The sequence below is a fragment of the Roseinatronobacter alkalisoli genome (assembly GCF_028745735.1).
Taxonomy (GTDB): domain Bacteria; phylum Pseudomonadota; class Alphaproteobacteria; order Rhodobacterales; family Rhodobacteraceae; genus Roseinatronobacter; species Roseinatronobacter alkalisoli.
The window spans coordinates 239,863-254,305 of the sequence record NZ_JAQZSM010000003.1; the positions used below are offsets into that span (position 1 = coordinate 239,863).

Genomic DNA, 14,443 nt, shown 5'->3' on the forward strand with positions numbered 1-14,443 from the left:
GCATATCTACATTATATCCCATATCGGGGCATGCAGCCAGCATTGTCACGCGGGTTTGCGCGGCCCTTTATGCCGCGCGGCTGGACTGGATTTCTTCCCATGCGCGGTTCAGGTCGCGCAGACGGTGTTCGGCCAGTTTTACCGCTTCGGGCGGGACACCACGCGCGGCCATGCGGTCGGGATGGGTGTCGCGTACCGCCTGACGATAACTGCGGCGGATATCATCAAGCGGCGCATCTGGCGCGACTTCCAGCACATCATACGGGTCTGGTGCGACATCGCCCACATAGCGCGCGCGCAGACAACGGAAACACCGGTCCGACAGGCCGAATATCTGCGCAACCTGCGACAGGAACTCTTCCTCGGCGGGGTGAAAATTGCCGTCTGAAACAGCGACTTCAAACAAGCCTTCCATCAGGTCCACCAGCACCGGATCACGCGCGGGAAACATGCTGGCAATCTTACGGGCATACAGGTCAAACCCTGCCACATCCTGCCGCGCCAGATTGAACACCCGCGCGGCATTGGCTTCTTCTTCGGGGGCAATGATGAACACCCGCCGGAAGGTTGCCACCTCGCCACGGGTGACCTGCCCGTCGGCCTTGGCCAGTTTCGCGCCAAGCGCGATCACTGCAATGGTAAAGGCCACGCTGCGTTCGGGGGCCGTGCGCAAACGGTCAAAAACCGCGCTCAGGCTTTCCCCCTTGCCCAGTGCTTTCAGCGCTTCAGCGATGCGTATCCAGATCGACATAGGGTAAAGCTATCAGGGCGTTGGGGGAAATGCAGCAGGCGAAACGCCGCAACTCACAAAAATTTCTGCATCAGCACAAGATCATGATACTGCCCGAATTTCCAGCCGACCTGCGGCATGGTCCCGACAGTTTCATAGCCCAATGCCGCATGAAAACCGACACTGGCGGTATTTGATGCGGTGATGGCACCGACCATCACATGATTGCCAGCACGGCGCGCATGATCTTCCAGCGCCAGCAACAGCGCGCGCCCTGCCCCTTTGCCGCGCGCGGCGTCACTCAGGTTGATGGTGTGTTCCATGCAGCGGGAATAACCCAATCCGCCGCGAAACTGCGCATAGCTGGCGAATCCCAACACCCGCCCGCCCGATTCTGCCAGCATGAACGCATGCCCGCCCGCCTGACGTTCACCGATCATGGCAGTAATTTCAGCAGGGCCACGTTCCACCGGATTGAAGGTGATAACAGTGTTCCGGATGATCGGGTTCCAGATATCGCAGATAGACGCGGCATCATCCGGGGTGGCATTGCGCAGGGTCAGGTCACTCATGTCGGGCCTATTGAATTGCAGACGCCGGCGTCTGTGCGCCGTTGTACTGCCCGCGTCAAGTGGATGTGTGCTGCGCGCTGGCCTGTGCCGTCAAGGCGGCTTCTGCCGCAGCCTCGATCGCCAATAAAATAGACGCATGACGGTTGCGGTATTCCCGCGCGGGTTGCAGCACTTCATATCCGTCAAAAGGGGCGTCGGGCACAGGGCCATCCTGCTGCAGCATGGCACGCAACTGATCGCGCGCAAGGGTCAGTTCCTGCGCACTGCGCCCCAGCACAACCTGCCCCAGCACAGCGGCGGCAGCCTGTCCCAGCGCGCAGGCTTTCACATCCTGCCCGAACCGGCTGACGCGCCCATCCGCCATATCCAGATCAACCGTCACGGTAGACCCGCAAAGCGGCGAACGGCGCTTGACACTGGCCTGCGGCCCTTCCAGCCGTGCGTGATGTGCAATATCCGTGGCAAGCGCAAGAATGCGGCCGGAATACAGTTTTATCAGGTCGGCATTATCGCTCAAGACGGGTTTTCCTTTGTGCTGTGTCAGGCTATGCCTAGCCCGCCCAGAACAGGACATAACCCATGATTTTCGATCCGCAAACCCTGTCATATGACGAAAAAGGTCTAATTCCCGTGATCGCGCAGGATCATGAAACCGGTCAGGTGCTGATGATGGCCTGGATGAATGCCGATGCGGTCGCGCAAACACTGGCCACGGGACGGGTGACCTACTGGTCCCGGTCGCGCCAGTCCTTCTGGATCAAGGGTGAAACCTCCGGGCATGTGCAGAAACTGGTCGATTTCCGGCTGGATTGCGACCGCGATTGCCTGCTGGTCATGGTTGATCAGACCGGTCCCGCCTGTCACACCAACCGCAAAAGCTGTTTTTACCGGGCCGTGCGGGATGGTGTGGAAACCGAACTGATGCAGCCGCTTACAGACTGACCATCGCGCGGATATCGGCGGGGGTGGCACCAGCCGCGCGGTAAGTGGCAATGGCGCGGGCATCATCACGCTTGGCCAGGCGTTTGCCATGTTCATCTCGAATTAAGTCATGATGCCAGTAGCTTGGGCGCGGAAGTTCAAGCAATACCTGAAGCAGCGCGTGTATGGCCGTGGCGTCAAACAGGTCCGCGCCACGGGTCACTTCGCTGATCCCTTGCGCGGCGTCATCAACAACCACCGACAGGTGATAGCTTGTCCCCATATCGCGCCGCGCCAGCACCACATCACCGATATTAGCAATCATCCAGTCAGGATCCGGGCTATGGGTGCCATGGTGCAGCGGGCCGTTTTCCATAAAACGGACCTGCCCGGCCAGACCAAGCGCGCGGCGCATATCCAGACGCAGCGCGTCATTCGCGCCCGCCTGCGCGATGTCCCGTCCGCGACAGGTGCCGGGATAGACCACCCCGTCCGGCCCGATAACCGGCACCCCTTCCTGCGGGGCGGACAAGGCGGCGCGAATGTCACCGCGTGTGCAGATGCAGGGATAAAGCACCCCCAGACGGGCGAGTTTTTCCAAGGCCGCACTGTAGGCTGGCAAGCGGTCGGATTGGCGCATCACCGGAAGGGGCCAGCGCAACCCCAACCAGCGCAGATCATCAAAAATCTGCGCCTCGAACGCTGTGCGGCAGCGATTTTGGTCGATATCCTCGATCCGCAGCAGGAATTGCCCCGGCCCGCTGCGTTCCGCCGCAATCAACGCCGAATAGGCATGCCCCAGATGCAGCGGGCCGGTGGGTGACGGCGCGAAGCGGGTGATGCGCCCTTCAGGCCGCATCGCGTTTCTGGCCTGCCAGCCAATCGGAAAAGGCCAGTTTGGCGCGGTCGGTATAGGCTTTGTAGCGGTCGCGCCGCCCGCGCCGCCCACCCTTGGCATCAATCGGGGGGAACAGGCCGAAATTCACATTCATCGGCTGAAAGGTTTTCGCCTCTGCCCCGCCGGTGATGTGATGAACAAGCGCGCCCATGGCCGTTTCACGCGGTGGCGCGCTGACGGGCCGCCCCAACAGATCGCCCGCAGCCAGACGCCCCGCCAACAGCCCCATGGCGGCGGATTCAACATATCCTTCGACGCCGGTAATCTGTCCCGCGAACCGGATATTGGGACGCGAGCGCAGGCGAAGCTGCTCATCCAACAGGGTGGGCGAATTCAGAAACGTATTGCGGTGAATCCCGCCAAGACGTGCAAATGATGCATCCTCTAGCCCCGGAATCATTTTAAAAACAGATGCCTGCGCGCCATACTTCATCTTAGTCTGAAAGCCGACGATATTGTAAAGCGTCCCCAGTGCATTGTCGCGGCGCAGTTGCACGACCGCATGGGGTTTCTTGTCGGGGGCATGCGGGTTTGTCAGGCCCACAGGTTTCATCGGCCCGTGGCGCAGGGTTTCACGCCCGCGTTCTGCCATCACCTCAATCGGCAGGCAGCCATCGAAATATTGCGCGGTTTCCCCCTCGTGGAATTCGGTCTTGTCGGCGGCCAGAAGCGCGTCAATGAAAGCCTCATACTGATCGCGATCCATCGGGCAGTTCAGATAGGCTGTGCGCTGTTCTTCCGTCTCGCCCTTGTCATAGCGCGACTGGAACCACGCCTTGGACAAATCGATGGTGTCGAAATAGACAATCGGTGCAATCGCGTCGAAAAACGCAAGCGCGGTGGCACCAGTTTCCTGCGCAATCGCTTCGGCCAACGCACCGGATGTCAGCGGGCCAGTCGCAATAATCCACTGCCCCTGATCGGGCAATGCGCTGATTTCCCCGCGTTCCAGCCGGATATTGGGATGCGCCAGCAAGTGTTCCGTCACTGCGCGGGCAAATGCATCGCGGTCTACCGCCAATGCACCCCCGGCGGGCAATGCATGCCGGTCGGCCATATCCATGATCAGCCCGCCTGCTGCGCGCATTTCCCAATGCAGCAAGCCGACCGCGTTCTGTTCATCATCATCCGAGCGAAAGGAATTCGAACACACCATTTCAGCCAGATATTCCGTCTGATGCGCGAATGTGCCGGTTTGCGGGCGCATTTCATGAATTACCACCTGCACGCCCTGCCCTGCGGCCTGCCATGCGGCCTCTGATCCGGCCATGCCGCCACCGATGATATGCAACTGCGTCATTCTGCCGACCCCTTCATGTGCTTCGTGCCCCAGATAGACAGCCCGGACCGGTTTGGCAAATCCCCAGAAAAGAAAAAACCGCCGCGCATGGGGACACCATGGCGGCGGCAGTCAGGGTCAGAAACGCGACGGGGGCACGGGACGGTGCGCAGATCGCGCGGCGGACTGACCCGCAAGCAGTTCAGGCAAACAAAGGCAGATGAAGCGTGGCCAGAACCAGAACCGTCAGGGCAACGCCCCCGGCCAGATCCTGCCAGAAGGCATGGTGGTCAGATTGGGACTGAAAGCGGAACATGGCACCCTCCATCTGTTGTGTTGACCATTTGTTCTCATTTGTTCTGCATGTTGTCAAGAACAAAATCGGAACACCTATCAACGGCACTATCCAACAGAAAGGTATTTGATCGCCTTGTCCTGCTCCATCAGCCACAGGGCCACGCGCGCGGCCTGCCCGCGCGGGCTGCGTAATTCGGGGTCATCGGCCAGCAGTTTGCGCACATCCGTCTGGGCCGTGGCCATCAGTGCCGCCTGACGTTCCATATCGGCCACCCGAAACCGTGGCAGGCCCGATTGCGCCGTTCCGATCAGATCGCCCGCGCCGCGAATTGCCATATCTTCTTCTGCAATGCGAAACCCGTCTTCAGTGTCGCGCAACAGTTTCAGGCGGCGCGCGGCGGTTTCGCCCAAGGGTGCTTCATACATCAGCAGGCAGGTGGATTCCGCGCTGCCCCGCCCCACACGCCCGCGCAACTGGTGCAATTGCGCAAGACCAAAACTTTCGGCGCGTTCGATCACCATGATCGAGGCATTGGGCACATTCACCCCCACTTCGATGACCGTTGTTGCCACCAGAAGCTGGGTGCGTCCCGCCACGAAACCGGCCATCGCTGCGTCCTTTTCGGCGGGGGGCAACTGGCCATGCACCAGCCCCACAGCCCCCTCACCCAAGGCAGCGCGCAAGTATTCGAACCGCGACTGTGCCGCCGTCAGGTTGACAAGCTCCGATTCCTCGACCAGCGGGCAGACCCAATAGGCCTGCCGCCCCTCTGCGATGGCCTGGCGCAGATGGGCCACCACTTCATCCATGCGCGCGGTGGACACAAGCGCAGTGCGGACGGGTTTGCGCCCGGGCGGTTTTTCATCCAGCACCGACACATCCATATCGCCATATTGCGCCAACGCCAGTGACCGTGGAATGGGCGTTGCGGTCATGACCAGCACATCCGCGCCCACGCCCTTGGCGGCAAGGGCCGCGCGTTGTGCCACTCCGAAACGGTGTTGTTCATCAACAACCGCAAGGCGCAGATCGGCGAATTCGACACCTTTCTGGAACACAGCATGCGTGCCCACAAGAATCTGGATGCGGCCATTGGCCAGCGCATCCAGCTTCTGCGCGCGCTCGGATGCTTTGTCGCGCCCGGTCAGCAGGGCAAGACTGACCCCCGCCATTTCCGCCAGCGGCCGCAGGCTTTCCAGATGCTGGCGTGCCAGAATTTCGGTCGGGGCCATCATGACGCCCTGCCCGCCCGCTTCAACCGCGATCAGCAGCGCCATCAGCGCCACCAGCGTCTTGCCCGCGCCGACATCGCCCTGCAACAACCGGTTCATCCGGACAGGCGCGGCCATATCCGCTGCAATTTCCGCAATCGCGCGGGTTTGCGCGCCTGTGGGGCGGTAATCCAGCGCCGCCAGAACCCGGTCGCGCAACGCCCCATCGCCGGAACTGGCCCGCCCCGGTTTGCGCCTTTGGCGCAGTCGCGCCAGCGCCAATGTCATCTGATGGGCGAAAAATTCATCATAGGCCAGACGGGTCCGTGCCGGTGCGTTCGGCAACACGTCAGACAGGGTTCCGGGCGCATGCGCTGCAATGATTGCGGTCTGCCAGTCGGGCCACCCTTCGCGCACCAGAAGCGCAGGATCAATCCATTCCGCAAGTTGCGGCGCGCGGGTCAGGGCCGCCGCCGCCGCCCTGGCGATCAGCTTCTGGGTAACGCCCGCGCATAACGCATAGACAGGTTCCACCGATGGCAGGTTTTCCGCCTCATCCGGATGCAGCACATGATCGGGATGAACCATCTGCGCCATGCCATCGAACAGTTCCAGTTTGCCCGATACCAGCCGCCGCTGCCCTGTTGGCAACAGTTTTTGCAGATATTCCCCCCGCGCGTGGAAGAAAACCAACTGAAATTCCTGCGCGTCATCGCGCACCTGCACGCGGTAGGGTTTGCCGCGGCTGCGCGGCGGGTGATGGGCCATGACTGTCACTTCGACAGTGGCCGTGCCGGGAAAATCCAGCCCGCGGATGGACGCGCGGCGCGACCGGTCGATCAGCGCATGCGGCAGATGAAACAGTAAATCACGCGGGGTGCCGATATGCAGCGCCGCGAAATTTTTGGCTGTTTTCGGGCCGATCCCGTCCAGTATTTCCAGCCCGGCGAAAAGCGGAAACAGAATTTCGGGTCGTGCCGCCATGTCAGACCGCGCCGATCATCGAAAGCCACTCATCTTCGTTAATCACCTCTATGCCCAGATCTGCGGCTTTCTTCGCCTTGGACCCCGCACCTGGCCCCGCGATCAGCAAATCGGTTTTGGCCGAAACCGACCCCGCCACCTTTGCGCCGAGGGATTCGGCGCGGGCCTTGGCCTCGGCCCGGGTCATTTTTTCCAGCGAGCCGGTGAAAACCAGCGTCTTGCCGGCGACGGGGCTGTCACTGGCCCGCGCTTCGGCTGGCATGATGTTCAGCAACGCGGCCAGGGCGTCCAGCTCCCGGCCTTCGGCGGTGAATCCGGTGACCAGCGATGTCGCCATCACCTCGCCCACACCGTCAATCGACAGGAGTTCCGCGCGCGCAGCGCTTTCGGGGTCTTGCGCGTCCGTCAGCCCCTTGCGCAGCGCCTCCCATGTGCCGAAATGGTTGGCCAGCATGCTGGCAGTCGCTTCGCCCACATGCCGGATGCCCAGCGAAAACATGAAACGCGCAAGGGGAATTTCCCGCTTTTCGTCAATGGCCGCAAACAGGTTACTGGCAGATTTTTCGCCCCAGCCTTCGCGGTTTTTCAACTGTCGCGGCTGGCCCGGGCCAAAGCGGTCCTTCAGTGTGAAGATATCCTTCGGCGTAGCAATCCAGCCATCGCGCCAGAAACTTTCCACCTGTTTTGCGCCCAGCCCTTCGATGTCAAAGGCCGCGCGGCTGACGAAATGCTTCAGCCGTTCAACCGCCTGCGCGGGGCAGATCATGCCACCTGTGCAGCGGCGCACCGAATCGCCGGGTTCGCGCAGGGCGGGGCTGCCGCATTCCGGGCAGGTATCTGGAAATACATAGGCGGGGGCGGATGCGGGGCGCCGGGTCAGATCGACATCGCGGATTTTCGGGATCACATCACCGGCGCGGTATACCTCTACCCAATCCCCTTCGCGAATGTCGCGCCCTTCGCGTAGGGCGGTGCCACGCGAGTCGCGGCCCATGATGTAATCTTCGTTGTGCAATGTGGCGTTGGACACGACCACCCCGCCGACAGTGACAGGGGCCAGCCGCGCAACCGGCGACAAGGCCCCGGTGCGCCCGACCTGAATTTCGATGGCCTCCAGCCGGGTCCAGGCGCGTTCTGCGGGGAATTTATGTGCGATCGCCCAGCGCGGTGTGGTGGACCGCAGACCAAGCCGGTCCTGCAGCGCCAGATCGTTCAGTTTGTAAACAACACCATCAATGTCATATCCCAGACTGGCGCGCTGGGATTCGATATCCGCATATGCGCGCAGCATGTCCGGCACGTTATCGCACAGGTGGGTTTGCGGATTCGTGCAGAAGCCGAGTTGTGCCATCCGCCGGATCGCACCCATTTGCGTATCCGCCAGCATGTCAGATATCGCACCCCAGGAATAGGCAAAGAACCGCAGCGGGCGGGCGCGGGTGATCGCGGCATCCAGTTGCCGCAGTGACCCCGCCGCCGCGTTGCGGGGATTGGCGAAAACCTTGCCCCCGCTATCCTGCTGCCGGGCATTCAGCGCAGCGAAATCAGCGTGGGTCATGTAAACTTCGCCACGGATTTCCAGAATATCAGGACAGTCCCGCAGCGTTTGCGGAATATCGGCGATGGTGCGTGCATTCGCGGTCACATCTTCGCCTTCCGCGCCGTCACCCCGCGTGGCCGCATAGACCAGCCGCCCCTGTTCATAGCGCAATGACAGCGACAGCCCGTCAATCTTGGGTTCAGCGGTGAAGGCAAGCGCATGGTCCGCAGGCTGGCCCAGGAATCGGCGGATACCGGCAACAAAATCTTCAACATCCTCTGTGGAAAATGCGTTTGCCAGTGACAGCATGCGTTGCGTATGCCGGATTTTGCCAAAACCCGCAGCGGGCGCTGCACCAACAAGGGTTGTCGGGCTGTCTTGGCGGACCAGATCAGGAAACCGCGTTTCGATAGCGGCGTTGCGCAATCGCAATGCGTCAAATTCCGCATCAGTCATGAGCGGGGCATCATCGCGGTGATAGGCGGTATTCGCCCGGTTCAGCAGATCGGCCAGGTGGGCCAGTTCCTGCTGCGCCTGCGCTTTTGTCAGTTCAGCGACAGGGACAGCCTGACTGCTGTCCATTTTTGACGTGCCGGACACTGCCTTTCCCCCGCATTGACCATCATCTTCTGCAAGCCATGTGATAGGCGGCGCGGGCCGACAGGTCCAGCCCGAAGACGCCGGGGCAAGAAACCGGCAGGGGGCAGTGCCTTCATCAGGTATTGTGCGGCCACCGCTGACGCAGGTCACGTTCATCCACATTCACGCGCCGTGCTCTTTCGCATGTCCAGGACGCAGAAAACCGGTTCCTGCTTTGTTGCGCGGCATACTCTCGCGCAGCTTGGCATCATGGGTGCGGCAGGTGCAAAACCTGTTCCTGATTCTGCGCAGGCGTGGTTCAGGCGGTCATGGCCTTGATGGGTGCAGGGTCCGACAGCGCCGCCGGATCGCGCAGCACATAGCCGCGCCCCCAGACGGTTTCGATATAATTTTCGCCATCGGTGGCTTCGACAAGTTTCTTGCGCAATTTGCAGATAAAGACGTCAATGATCTTCAGTTCAGGTTCATCCATGCCGCCATACAGATGATTGAGGAACATTTCCTTGGTCAGCGTAGTGCCCTTGCGCAAGCTGAGGAGTTCCAGCATCTGATATTCCTTGCCGGTCAGATGCACGACCTTTCCATCCACTTCGACGGTCTTGGCGTCCAGATTGACGGCCACCTTGCCGGTACGAATAACCGATTGCGCATGCCCCTGGCTGCGGCGGACAATAGCATGGATGCGCGCGACCAGTTCTTCGCGATGGAAGGGTTTGGTCAGGTAATCATCTGCGCCGCCGCCGAAACCGCGCAGCTTGGTGTCGGTATCGGAATCACCTGTAAGGATCAGGATCGGCGTGTCCACCCGCGACAGACGGATCTGACGCAGCACATCAAGACCACCAAGGTCGGGCAGGTTCAGGTCCAGCAAAATAAGGTCATAGTCATAAATCTTGCTAAGTTCGATCGCCTCTTCGCCCATATCGGTACAATACACATTGAAATTGGAATGCGTGAGCATCAGTTCTATGCTTCTTGATGTGGTGGGGTCGTCTTCAACGAGCAAAACGCGCATGAGGTTCTCCTTTATCGCCGCTTCCACCACATTTATCCAAATTCGTTAATTCTATGTTACCGAACTGAAAAACGAACAACAACAACCTATGGTTGCCGATACTTTTGCAGGCTTGTGACTTTCAACGCCTCCACACCATAGGTGGAGACAGCATTTTCCCATAGCGCGAATTCTTCTTCGCTGAGGTCATAGCGTTCCATCACGGTCTTGCGGTTCGTCAACCCGTGCAGCACTGCCAGAACGACAAGCGCCTTTCTGCTGGCAACCCAGCGCCGCGTATTTGCTGGGGGCAGGTCGGCCAATGTCAGTACCCGGCCGTCAGGTAATGTGACCGCGCGCGGCCCCTCGACCTTCTTGATATACATGTCTACCCCTTTTCGAAACTCCGGTCTGGCAGGGAGAATCGCGGGTCAGTATTAATTCCGGGTATATGAAATCGTCGTTTGCCCCTTGAGAATAGCTAACATTTTCTTATATTTTTCCGGCAATCTTCCGGAGTTCACCAATGCCCTTTGACCCGCCCCTGAATTCGCTGGGCTTTTCCAAGCCACCCGCCCAAACGCGGGTGGTCGTGGCCATGTCCGGCGGGGTTGACAGTTCGGTGGTCGCCGCCGAGCTCGCCGCCGAAGGCTATGATGTGGTGGGCGTGACATTGCAGCTTTATGACCACGGCGCGGCACTGGCCAAAAAGGGGGCCTGCTGCGCGGGCCGCGATATTCATGATGCCCGCCGCGTGGCGGAAACAATGGGTTTTCCGCATTACGTGCTGGATTACGAATCCAGATTTCGCGATTCGGTGATTGATGAATTCGCAGATGCCTATCTGGCGGGCGCGACCCCGGTTCCATGCATCCGCTGCAATGAGCGGGTGAAGTTCCGCGACCTGCTGGAAACCGCCCGCGATCTGGGGGCCGATTGCATGGCAACCGGTCACTATATTCAGCGCCTCGCCGGTGAGTCCGGCGCGGAGTTACACCGCGCCGCAGACCCCGTGCGCGACCAGAGCTATTTTCTGTTTTCAACAACGCCTGAGCAGCTGGATTATCTGCGTTTTCCATTGGGGCATCTGCGTACCAAGGCCGAAACCCGCGCGCTGGCCGCCAGGCATGGCCTGCCCGTGGCTGACAAGCCCGACAGTCAGGATATCTGCTTCGTGCCCGATGGCAATTACGCCGCCGTCATCGAAAAGCTGCGCCCCGGCGCAGCAGACCCGGGCGAGATTTTGGACATGCAGGGCCAGGTTCTGGGCCAGCATGACGGCGTGATTCATTATACGATCGGTCAACGGCGGGGCCTTGGAATCGGCGGGCTGGCGGAACCGCTTTATGTGGTGAAACTGGACCCGGATGCCCGGCACGTGATTGTCGGCCCGAAAACCGCGCTGGCCACCCGCACTGTTCCGGTGCGCGAAATCAACTGGCTGGGGGATGCGCCGTTCACGTCACAGCCGGAATGGGAAATGTCGGTCAAGCTGCGCTCCACCCGCCCACCTGCCCCGGCCATCATACGCCCCCTGTCCGAGACAGAGGCAGAAGTGGACCTGCTGACCCCGGAAGAAGGGGTCAGCCCCGGTCAGGCCTGTGTGTTCTATGCCCCCGAAGGCAGCCGCGTGCTGGGCGGCGGCTGGATATGGAAAGGGCGCTGAACGGCGCGTGAATGCGTGGCGGGCCGCCTTGGCCTTGCGGCCCACTCCCCCCTTGGCATATTGGGGGAAAGACACGGACAAAGGACGGGCGCGCGCATGGAACTGGCACCATTGGTCATGAGTTGTGGCGACCCTTCGGGGATTGGTCCTGAAATTGCGCTGAAGGCGTGGCAGGCACTGGGCGGGGAATGCCCGTTTGTCTGGCTGGGCGATCCCCGGCATTTACCCGCAGGCACGGAATTCACGCTGGTTGAAACCCCTGCTGCCGCGTCGGGGACGGATTTTGCCGTCATGGATATCGCTTTCGCGGCCCCCGCGCGGCCCGGTCAGCCGGACCCCGCCAACGGTGCGGGCGTGATTGCGGCCATCCGGCAAGGCGTGGCCCTGGTGCAGGGGGGCACGGCCTCTGGCCTTGTGACCTGCCCGATCAACAAGGCCGCGCTGAAAACCGGTGCCGGGTTTGCCTTTCCGGGGCATACCGAATTTCTGGCCCATCTGGCGGGCGGCGCGGATGTGGTGATGATGCTGGCCTGCGACGCGCTGCGTGTGGTTCCTGTCACGATCCATATTCCGCTGTCGGATGTTCCGGCCAGCCTGACACAAGACCTGCTGGAGCGCAGCCTGCGCATAACCCATGCAGCATTGCAGCGGGATTTCGGGCTGGTCACCCCGCGTCTGGCCGTTGCCGGGCTGAATCCCCATGCAGGCGAAAACGGCGTGATGGGACAGGAAGAAATAACCGTCATTTCCCCCGTTCTGGACCGTCTGCGCGCGGAAGGCATGGTGATTTCCGGCCCCCTGTCTGCTGATACCATGTTTCATGCCGGTGCCCGCGCGCGCTATGACGCAGCGATCGCGATGTATCATGATCAGGCGCTGATCCCCATCAAGACAATCGATTTCGCAGGCGGCGTGAATGTGACGCTGGGCCTGCCCTTTATCCGGACATCGCCCGACCATGGCACCGCCTATGATATCACGGGTCAGAACAAGGCCGACCCGACATCGCTGATCGCGGCCTTGCGCATGGCGCGCACCATGGCAGAAAGGCGCGCCGCATGATCGACGCCCTGCCCCCCCTGCGCGACGTGATCCGCACCCATGATCTGCGCGCCAAGAAAAGTTTCGGCCAGAATTTCCTGCTGGACCTGAACCTGACTGCGCGGATTGCGCGCGCAGCGGGCGATTTGCAGGGCTCTGATATTCTGGAGGTTGGCCCCGGCCCCGGCGGGCTGACACGCGGATTGCTGGCCGAAGGGGCGCGCAAGGTTCTGGCCATCGAAAAGGACCATCGCTGCATGGCCGCGCTGGCGGAAATCGCCGACGCCTATCCCGGCAGGTTGCAGCTTATAGAAGGGGACGCGCTGGACGTGGACCCGCTGGCCCATCTGACGCCCCCTGTCAAAGTGGTTGCCAACCTGCCCTATAATGTCGGCACCGAACTTCTGATCCGCTGGATGACACCCGCGCAATGGCCCCCTTTCTGGGACAGTCTGACGCTGATGTTCCAGCGCGAAGTGGCTGAACGCATTGTGGCCCGCCCCGGTTCCAAAGCCTATGGCCGTCTGGCGCTGATGGTGCAATGGCGCGCAGATGCGCGGGTGGTGCTGCACCTGCCACCCGAAGCGTTTACCCCGCCGCCGAAGGTCAGTTCAGCGGTGGTACATATCACGCGCCTGACGGAGCCACGGTTTCCCGCCGATGCACGGGTTCTGGAACGCGTGGTGGCCGCGGCATTCAACCAACGGCGCAAAATGCTGCGCGCGGCGTTGCGCGGCCTGCACCCAAGGATCGAGGAATTGCTGGAACAGGCGGGCATTGCCCCCACCGCACGCGCCGAAGAAATCAGCCTGGAAAGATTTTGCGCCCTTGCCCGTGCGCTGGCAGCGGAAGTCCAAACCCGCTGACGCATTTCGGCTTTCACCAGATACATACCCGGCCCTGCGAACGTAGCTCCTACACCGTTCCGGGGTGAATGCCGCAGATTTCGCCGGGCGCTTCGATCTGATCGATGAAGTTTCATGTACCGATCCGTCGCAGGCTGGCCTTCAACTTTGAGAACACCTGCCCGGTCGGACCGAGAGCAGGCCCTTCACATCCACCAGAACCCCTGCCAGACGCTCGGAATCTGTTCGCAGGAACAAGGTCTTGCCGTGCTCACCCTCAGCGCGCTCAACCTACCCGGACTGTCATAGCCCCGATGACATAGCCGAAATCGGGTATATACGTTCAGATGATGCAGGCAGGCGCGCAACGCTTCGTGCGCGTGACGGCTTGTAGTTTTAATTTCGTCCTGAACTCGACCGCTTATCACGGGGCGGCCAGTGCTCAGCCCCGCCCGCATAACTCTCGAAAGCAACGGAAAATCCGGCCGCAGCCGGATCAAGAGAACGCTTTCGCGAGGGAAAGTGGCGGAGACGATGGGATTCGAACCCACGAGACCCTTCCGGGCCTACTCCCTTAGCAGGGGAGCGCCTTCGACCACTCGGCCACGTCTCCGCTGATCCGTCTAATGATCTGCGGGATGGGCTGCAAGGGGAAAGTGCCGGAAAAACACAAGAGTTTGCCAGTGCGCGGGAAAGTGGTCCTGCATCCGGGGTTGGCCCCACTATGCGGCGAGTCTGTTCACGCCGTATCTGTGGCCTGCAAGGTCCGGGCAAGGCGTGATTTCCGCAGCATTGGTCGCACCCGTCAGGCGACAGGACCAGACCGGCGGCGGGCCGGGACATGCCCGCTGATTGGCCTGCGAC

General features: G+C 61.2%; 13 protein-coding genes and 1 tRNA gene. 4 read left to right on the forward strand and 10 right to left on the reverse strand.

Features of this window, described 5'->3' with window-relative positions:
• Positions 1–67: 67 nt before the first annotated feature.
• Genes PUT78_RS05350 through PUT78_RS05360 form a run of 3 tightly spaced genes read right to left on the reverse strand, consistent with a single transcriptional unit; the run spans position 68 to position 1,819 of the window.
• The gene (locus PUT78_RS05350) at positions 68–751 is read right to left on the reverse strand and encodes a molecular chaperone DjiA (RefSeq protein ID WP_274351144.1); all 684 of its coding nucleotides are present in this window, start codon (positions 749–751) and stop codon (positions 68–70) included.
• Positions 752–804: 53 nt separating this feature from the next.
• The gene (locus PUT78_RS05355) at positions 805–1,302 is read right to left on the reverse strand and encodes a GNAT family N-acetyltransferase (protein ID WP_274351145.1); all 498 of its coding nucleotides are present in this window, start codon (positions 1,300–1,302) and stop codon (positions 805–807) included.
• Between the two features lie 55 nt (positions 1,303–1,357).
• Positions 1,358–1,819: an iron-sulfur cluster assembly scaffold protein gene (locus tag PUT78_RS05360; RefSeq protein WP_274351147.1), complete on the reverse strand. Its 462-nt coding sequence runs from the start codon at positions 1,817–1,819 to the stop codon at positions 1,358–1,360.
• Positions 1,820–1,881: 62 nt separating this feature from the next.
• On the opposite strand from PUT78_RS05360, the gene hisI reads away from it, so the two are divergent.
• The gene (gene hisI / locus PUT78_RS05365; protein WP_274351148.1) at positions 1,882–2,244 is read left to right on the forward strand and encodes a phosphoribosyl-AMP cyclohydrolase; all 363 of its coding nucleotides are present in this window, start codon (positions 1,882–1,884) and stop codon (positions 2,242–2,244) included.
• On the opposite strand, the gene gluQRS is transcribed toward hisI, so the two are convergent.
• The 6 genes from gluQRS to sciP form a co-directional block, all read right to left on the reverse strand.
• A complete protein-coding gene (gene gluQRS / locus PUT78_RS05370; RefSeq protein ID WP_274351149.1) occupies positions 2,234–3,082 on the reverse strand; it encodes a tRNA glutamyl-Q(34) synthetase GluQRS in 849 nt (282 codons plus the stop codon). The genes hisI and gluQRS overlap by 11 nt on opposite strands.
• Entirely contained in the window at positions 3,072–4,421 is a 1,350-nt protein-coding gene (gene trmFO / locus PUT78_RS05375) for a methylenetetrahydrofolate--tRNA-(uracil(54)-C(5))-methyltransferase (FADH(2)-oxidizing) TrmFO (protein ID WP_274351150.1), read from the reverse strand. The genes gluQRS and trmFO overlap by 11 nt, the downstream gene beginning before the upstream one ends.
• A gap of 381 nt (positions 4,422–4,802) precedes the next feature.
• Positions 4,803–6,893: an ATP-dependent DNA helicase RecG gene (recG, locus tag PUT78_RS05380; RefSeq protein ID WP_274351151.1), complete on the reverse strand. Its 2,091-nt coding sequence runs from the start codon at positions 6,891–6,893 to the stop codon at positions 4,803–4,805.
• A gap of 1 nt (position 6,894) precedes the next feature.
• Positions 6,895–9,015 (reverse strand): NAD-dependent DNA ligase LigA, encoded by a 2,121-nt coding sequence (ligA, locus tag PUT78_RS05385; protein ID WP_274351152.1) that lies wholly within the window; start codon positions 9,013–9,015, stop codon positions 6,895–6,897.
• A gap of 316 nt (positions 9,016–9,331) precedes the next feature.
• Positions 9,332–10,048, reverse strand: a complete 717-nt coding sequence (gene ctrA / locus PUT78_RS05390) for a response regulator transcription factor CtrA (RefSeq protein WP_274351153.1) — start codon at positions 10,046–10,048, stop codon at positions 9,332–9,334.
• Positions 10,049–10,134: 86 nt separating this feature from the next.
• Complete coding sequence (gene sciP, locus PUT78_RS05395) at positions 10,135–10,413, reverse strand: CtrA inhibitor SciP (RefSeq protein WP_274351154.1); 279 nt, start codon at positions 10,411–10,413, stop codon at positions 10,135–10,137.
• Between the two features lie 140 nt (positions 10,414–10,553).
• Between sciP and mnmA the strand changes: the two genes are divergently transcribed.
• From mnmA to rsmA, 3 genes are all read left to right on the forward strand, one after another.
• Complete coding sequence (gene mnmA, locus PUT78_RS05400) at positions 10,554–11,693, forward strand: tRNA 2-thiouridine(34) synthase MnmA (protein WP_274351156.1); 1,140 nt, start codon at positions 10,554–10,556, stop codon at positions 11,691–11,693.
• A 96-nt stretch (positions 11,694–11,789) separates the two neighbouring features.
• The gene (gene pdxA / locus PUT78_RS05405; RefSeq protein ID WP_274351158.1) at positions 11,790–12,755 is read left to right on the forward strand and encodes a 4-hydroxythreonine-4-phosphate dehydrogenase PdxA; all 966 of its coding nucleotides are present in this window, start codon (positions 11,790–11,792) and stop codon (positions 12,753–12,755) included.
• The gene (gene rsmA / locus PUT78_RS05410) at positions 12,752–13,600 is read left to right on the forward strand and encodes a 16S rRNA (adenine(1518)-N(6)/adenine(1519)-N(6))-dimethyltransferase RsmA (RefSeq protein WP_274351159.1); all 849 of its coding nucleotides are present in this window, start codon (positions 12,752–12,754) and stop codon (positions 13,598–13,600) included. The genes pdxA and rsmA overlap by 4 nt, the downstream gene beginning before the upstream one ends.
• A 502-nt stretch (positions 13,601–14,102) precedes the next feature.
• Here rsmA and PUT78_RS05415 read toward each other — a convergent pair.
• Positions 14,103–14,192, reverse strand: a tRNA-Ser gene (locus tag PUT78_RS05415).
• Positions 14,193–14,443 lie beyond the last annotated feature (251 nt).

Coding starts and splice junctions, on each gene's coding strand:
- PUT78_RS05350 (WP_274351144.1), bottom strand. CDS start 751: ATGTCGATCTGGATACGCATCGCTGAAGCGCTGAAAGCACTGGGCAAG.
- PUT78_RS05355 (WP_274351145.1), bottom strand. CDS start 1,302: ATGAGTGACCTGACCCTGCGCAATGCCACCCCGGATGATGCCGCGTCT.
- hisI (WP_274351148.1), top strand. CDS start 1,882: ATGATTTTCGATCCGCAAACCCTGTCATATGACGAAAAAGGTCTAATT.
- gluQRS (WP_274351149.1), bottom strand. CDS start 3,082: ATGCGGCCTGAAGGGCGCATCACCCGCTTCGCGCCGTCACCCACCGGC.
- trmFO (WP_274351150.1), bottom strand. CDS start 4,421: ATGACGCAGTTGCATATCATCGGTGGCGGCATGGCCGGATCAGAGGCC.
- recG (WP_274351151.1), bottom strand. CDS start 6,893: ATGGCGGCACGACCCGAAATTCTGTTTCCGCTTTTCGCCGGGCTGGAA.
- ligA (WP_274351152.1), bottom strand. CDS start 9,015: ATGGACAGCAGTCAGGCTGTCCCTGTCGCTGAACTGACAAAAGCGCAG.
- ctrA (WP_274351153.1), bottom strand. CDS start 10,048: ATGCGCGTTTTGCTCGTTGAAGACGACCCCACCACATCAAGAAGCATA.
- sciP (WP_274351154.1), bottom strand. CDS start 10,413: ATGTATATCAAGAAGGTCGAGGGGCCGCGCGCGGTCACATTACCTGAC.
- mnmA (WP_274351156.1), top strand. CDS start 10,554: ATGCCCTTTGACCCGCCCCTGAATTCGCTGGGCTTTTCCAAGCCACCC.
- pdxA (WP_274351158.1), top strand. CDS start 11,790: ATGGAACTGGCACCATTGGTCATGAGTTGTGGCGACCCTTCGGGGATT.
- rsmA (WP_274351159.1), top strand. CDS start 12,752: ATGATCGACGCCCTGCCCCCCCTGCGCGACGTGATCCGCACCCATGAT.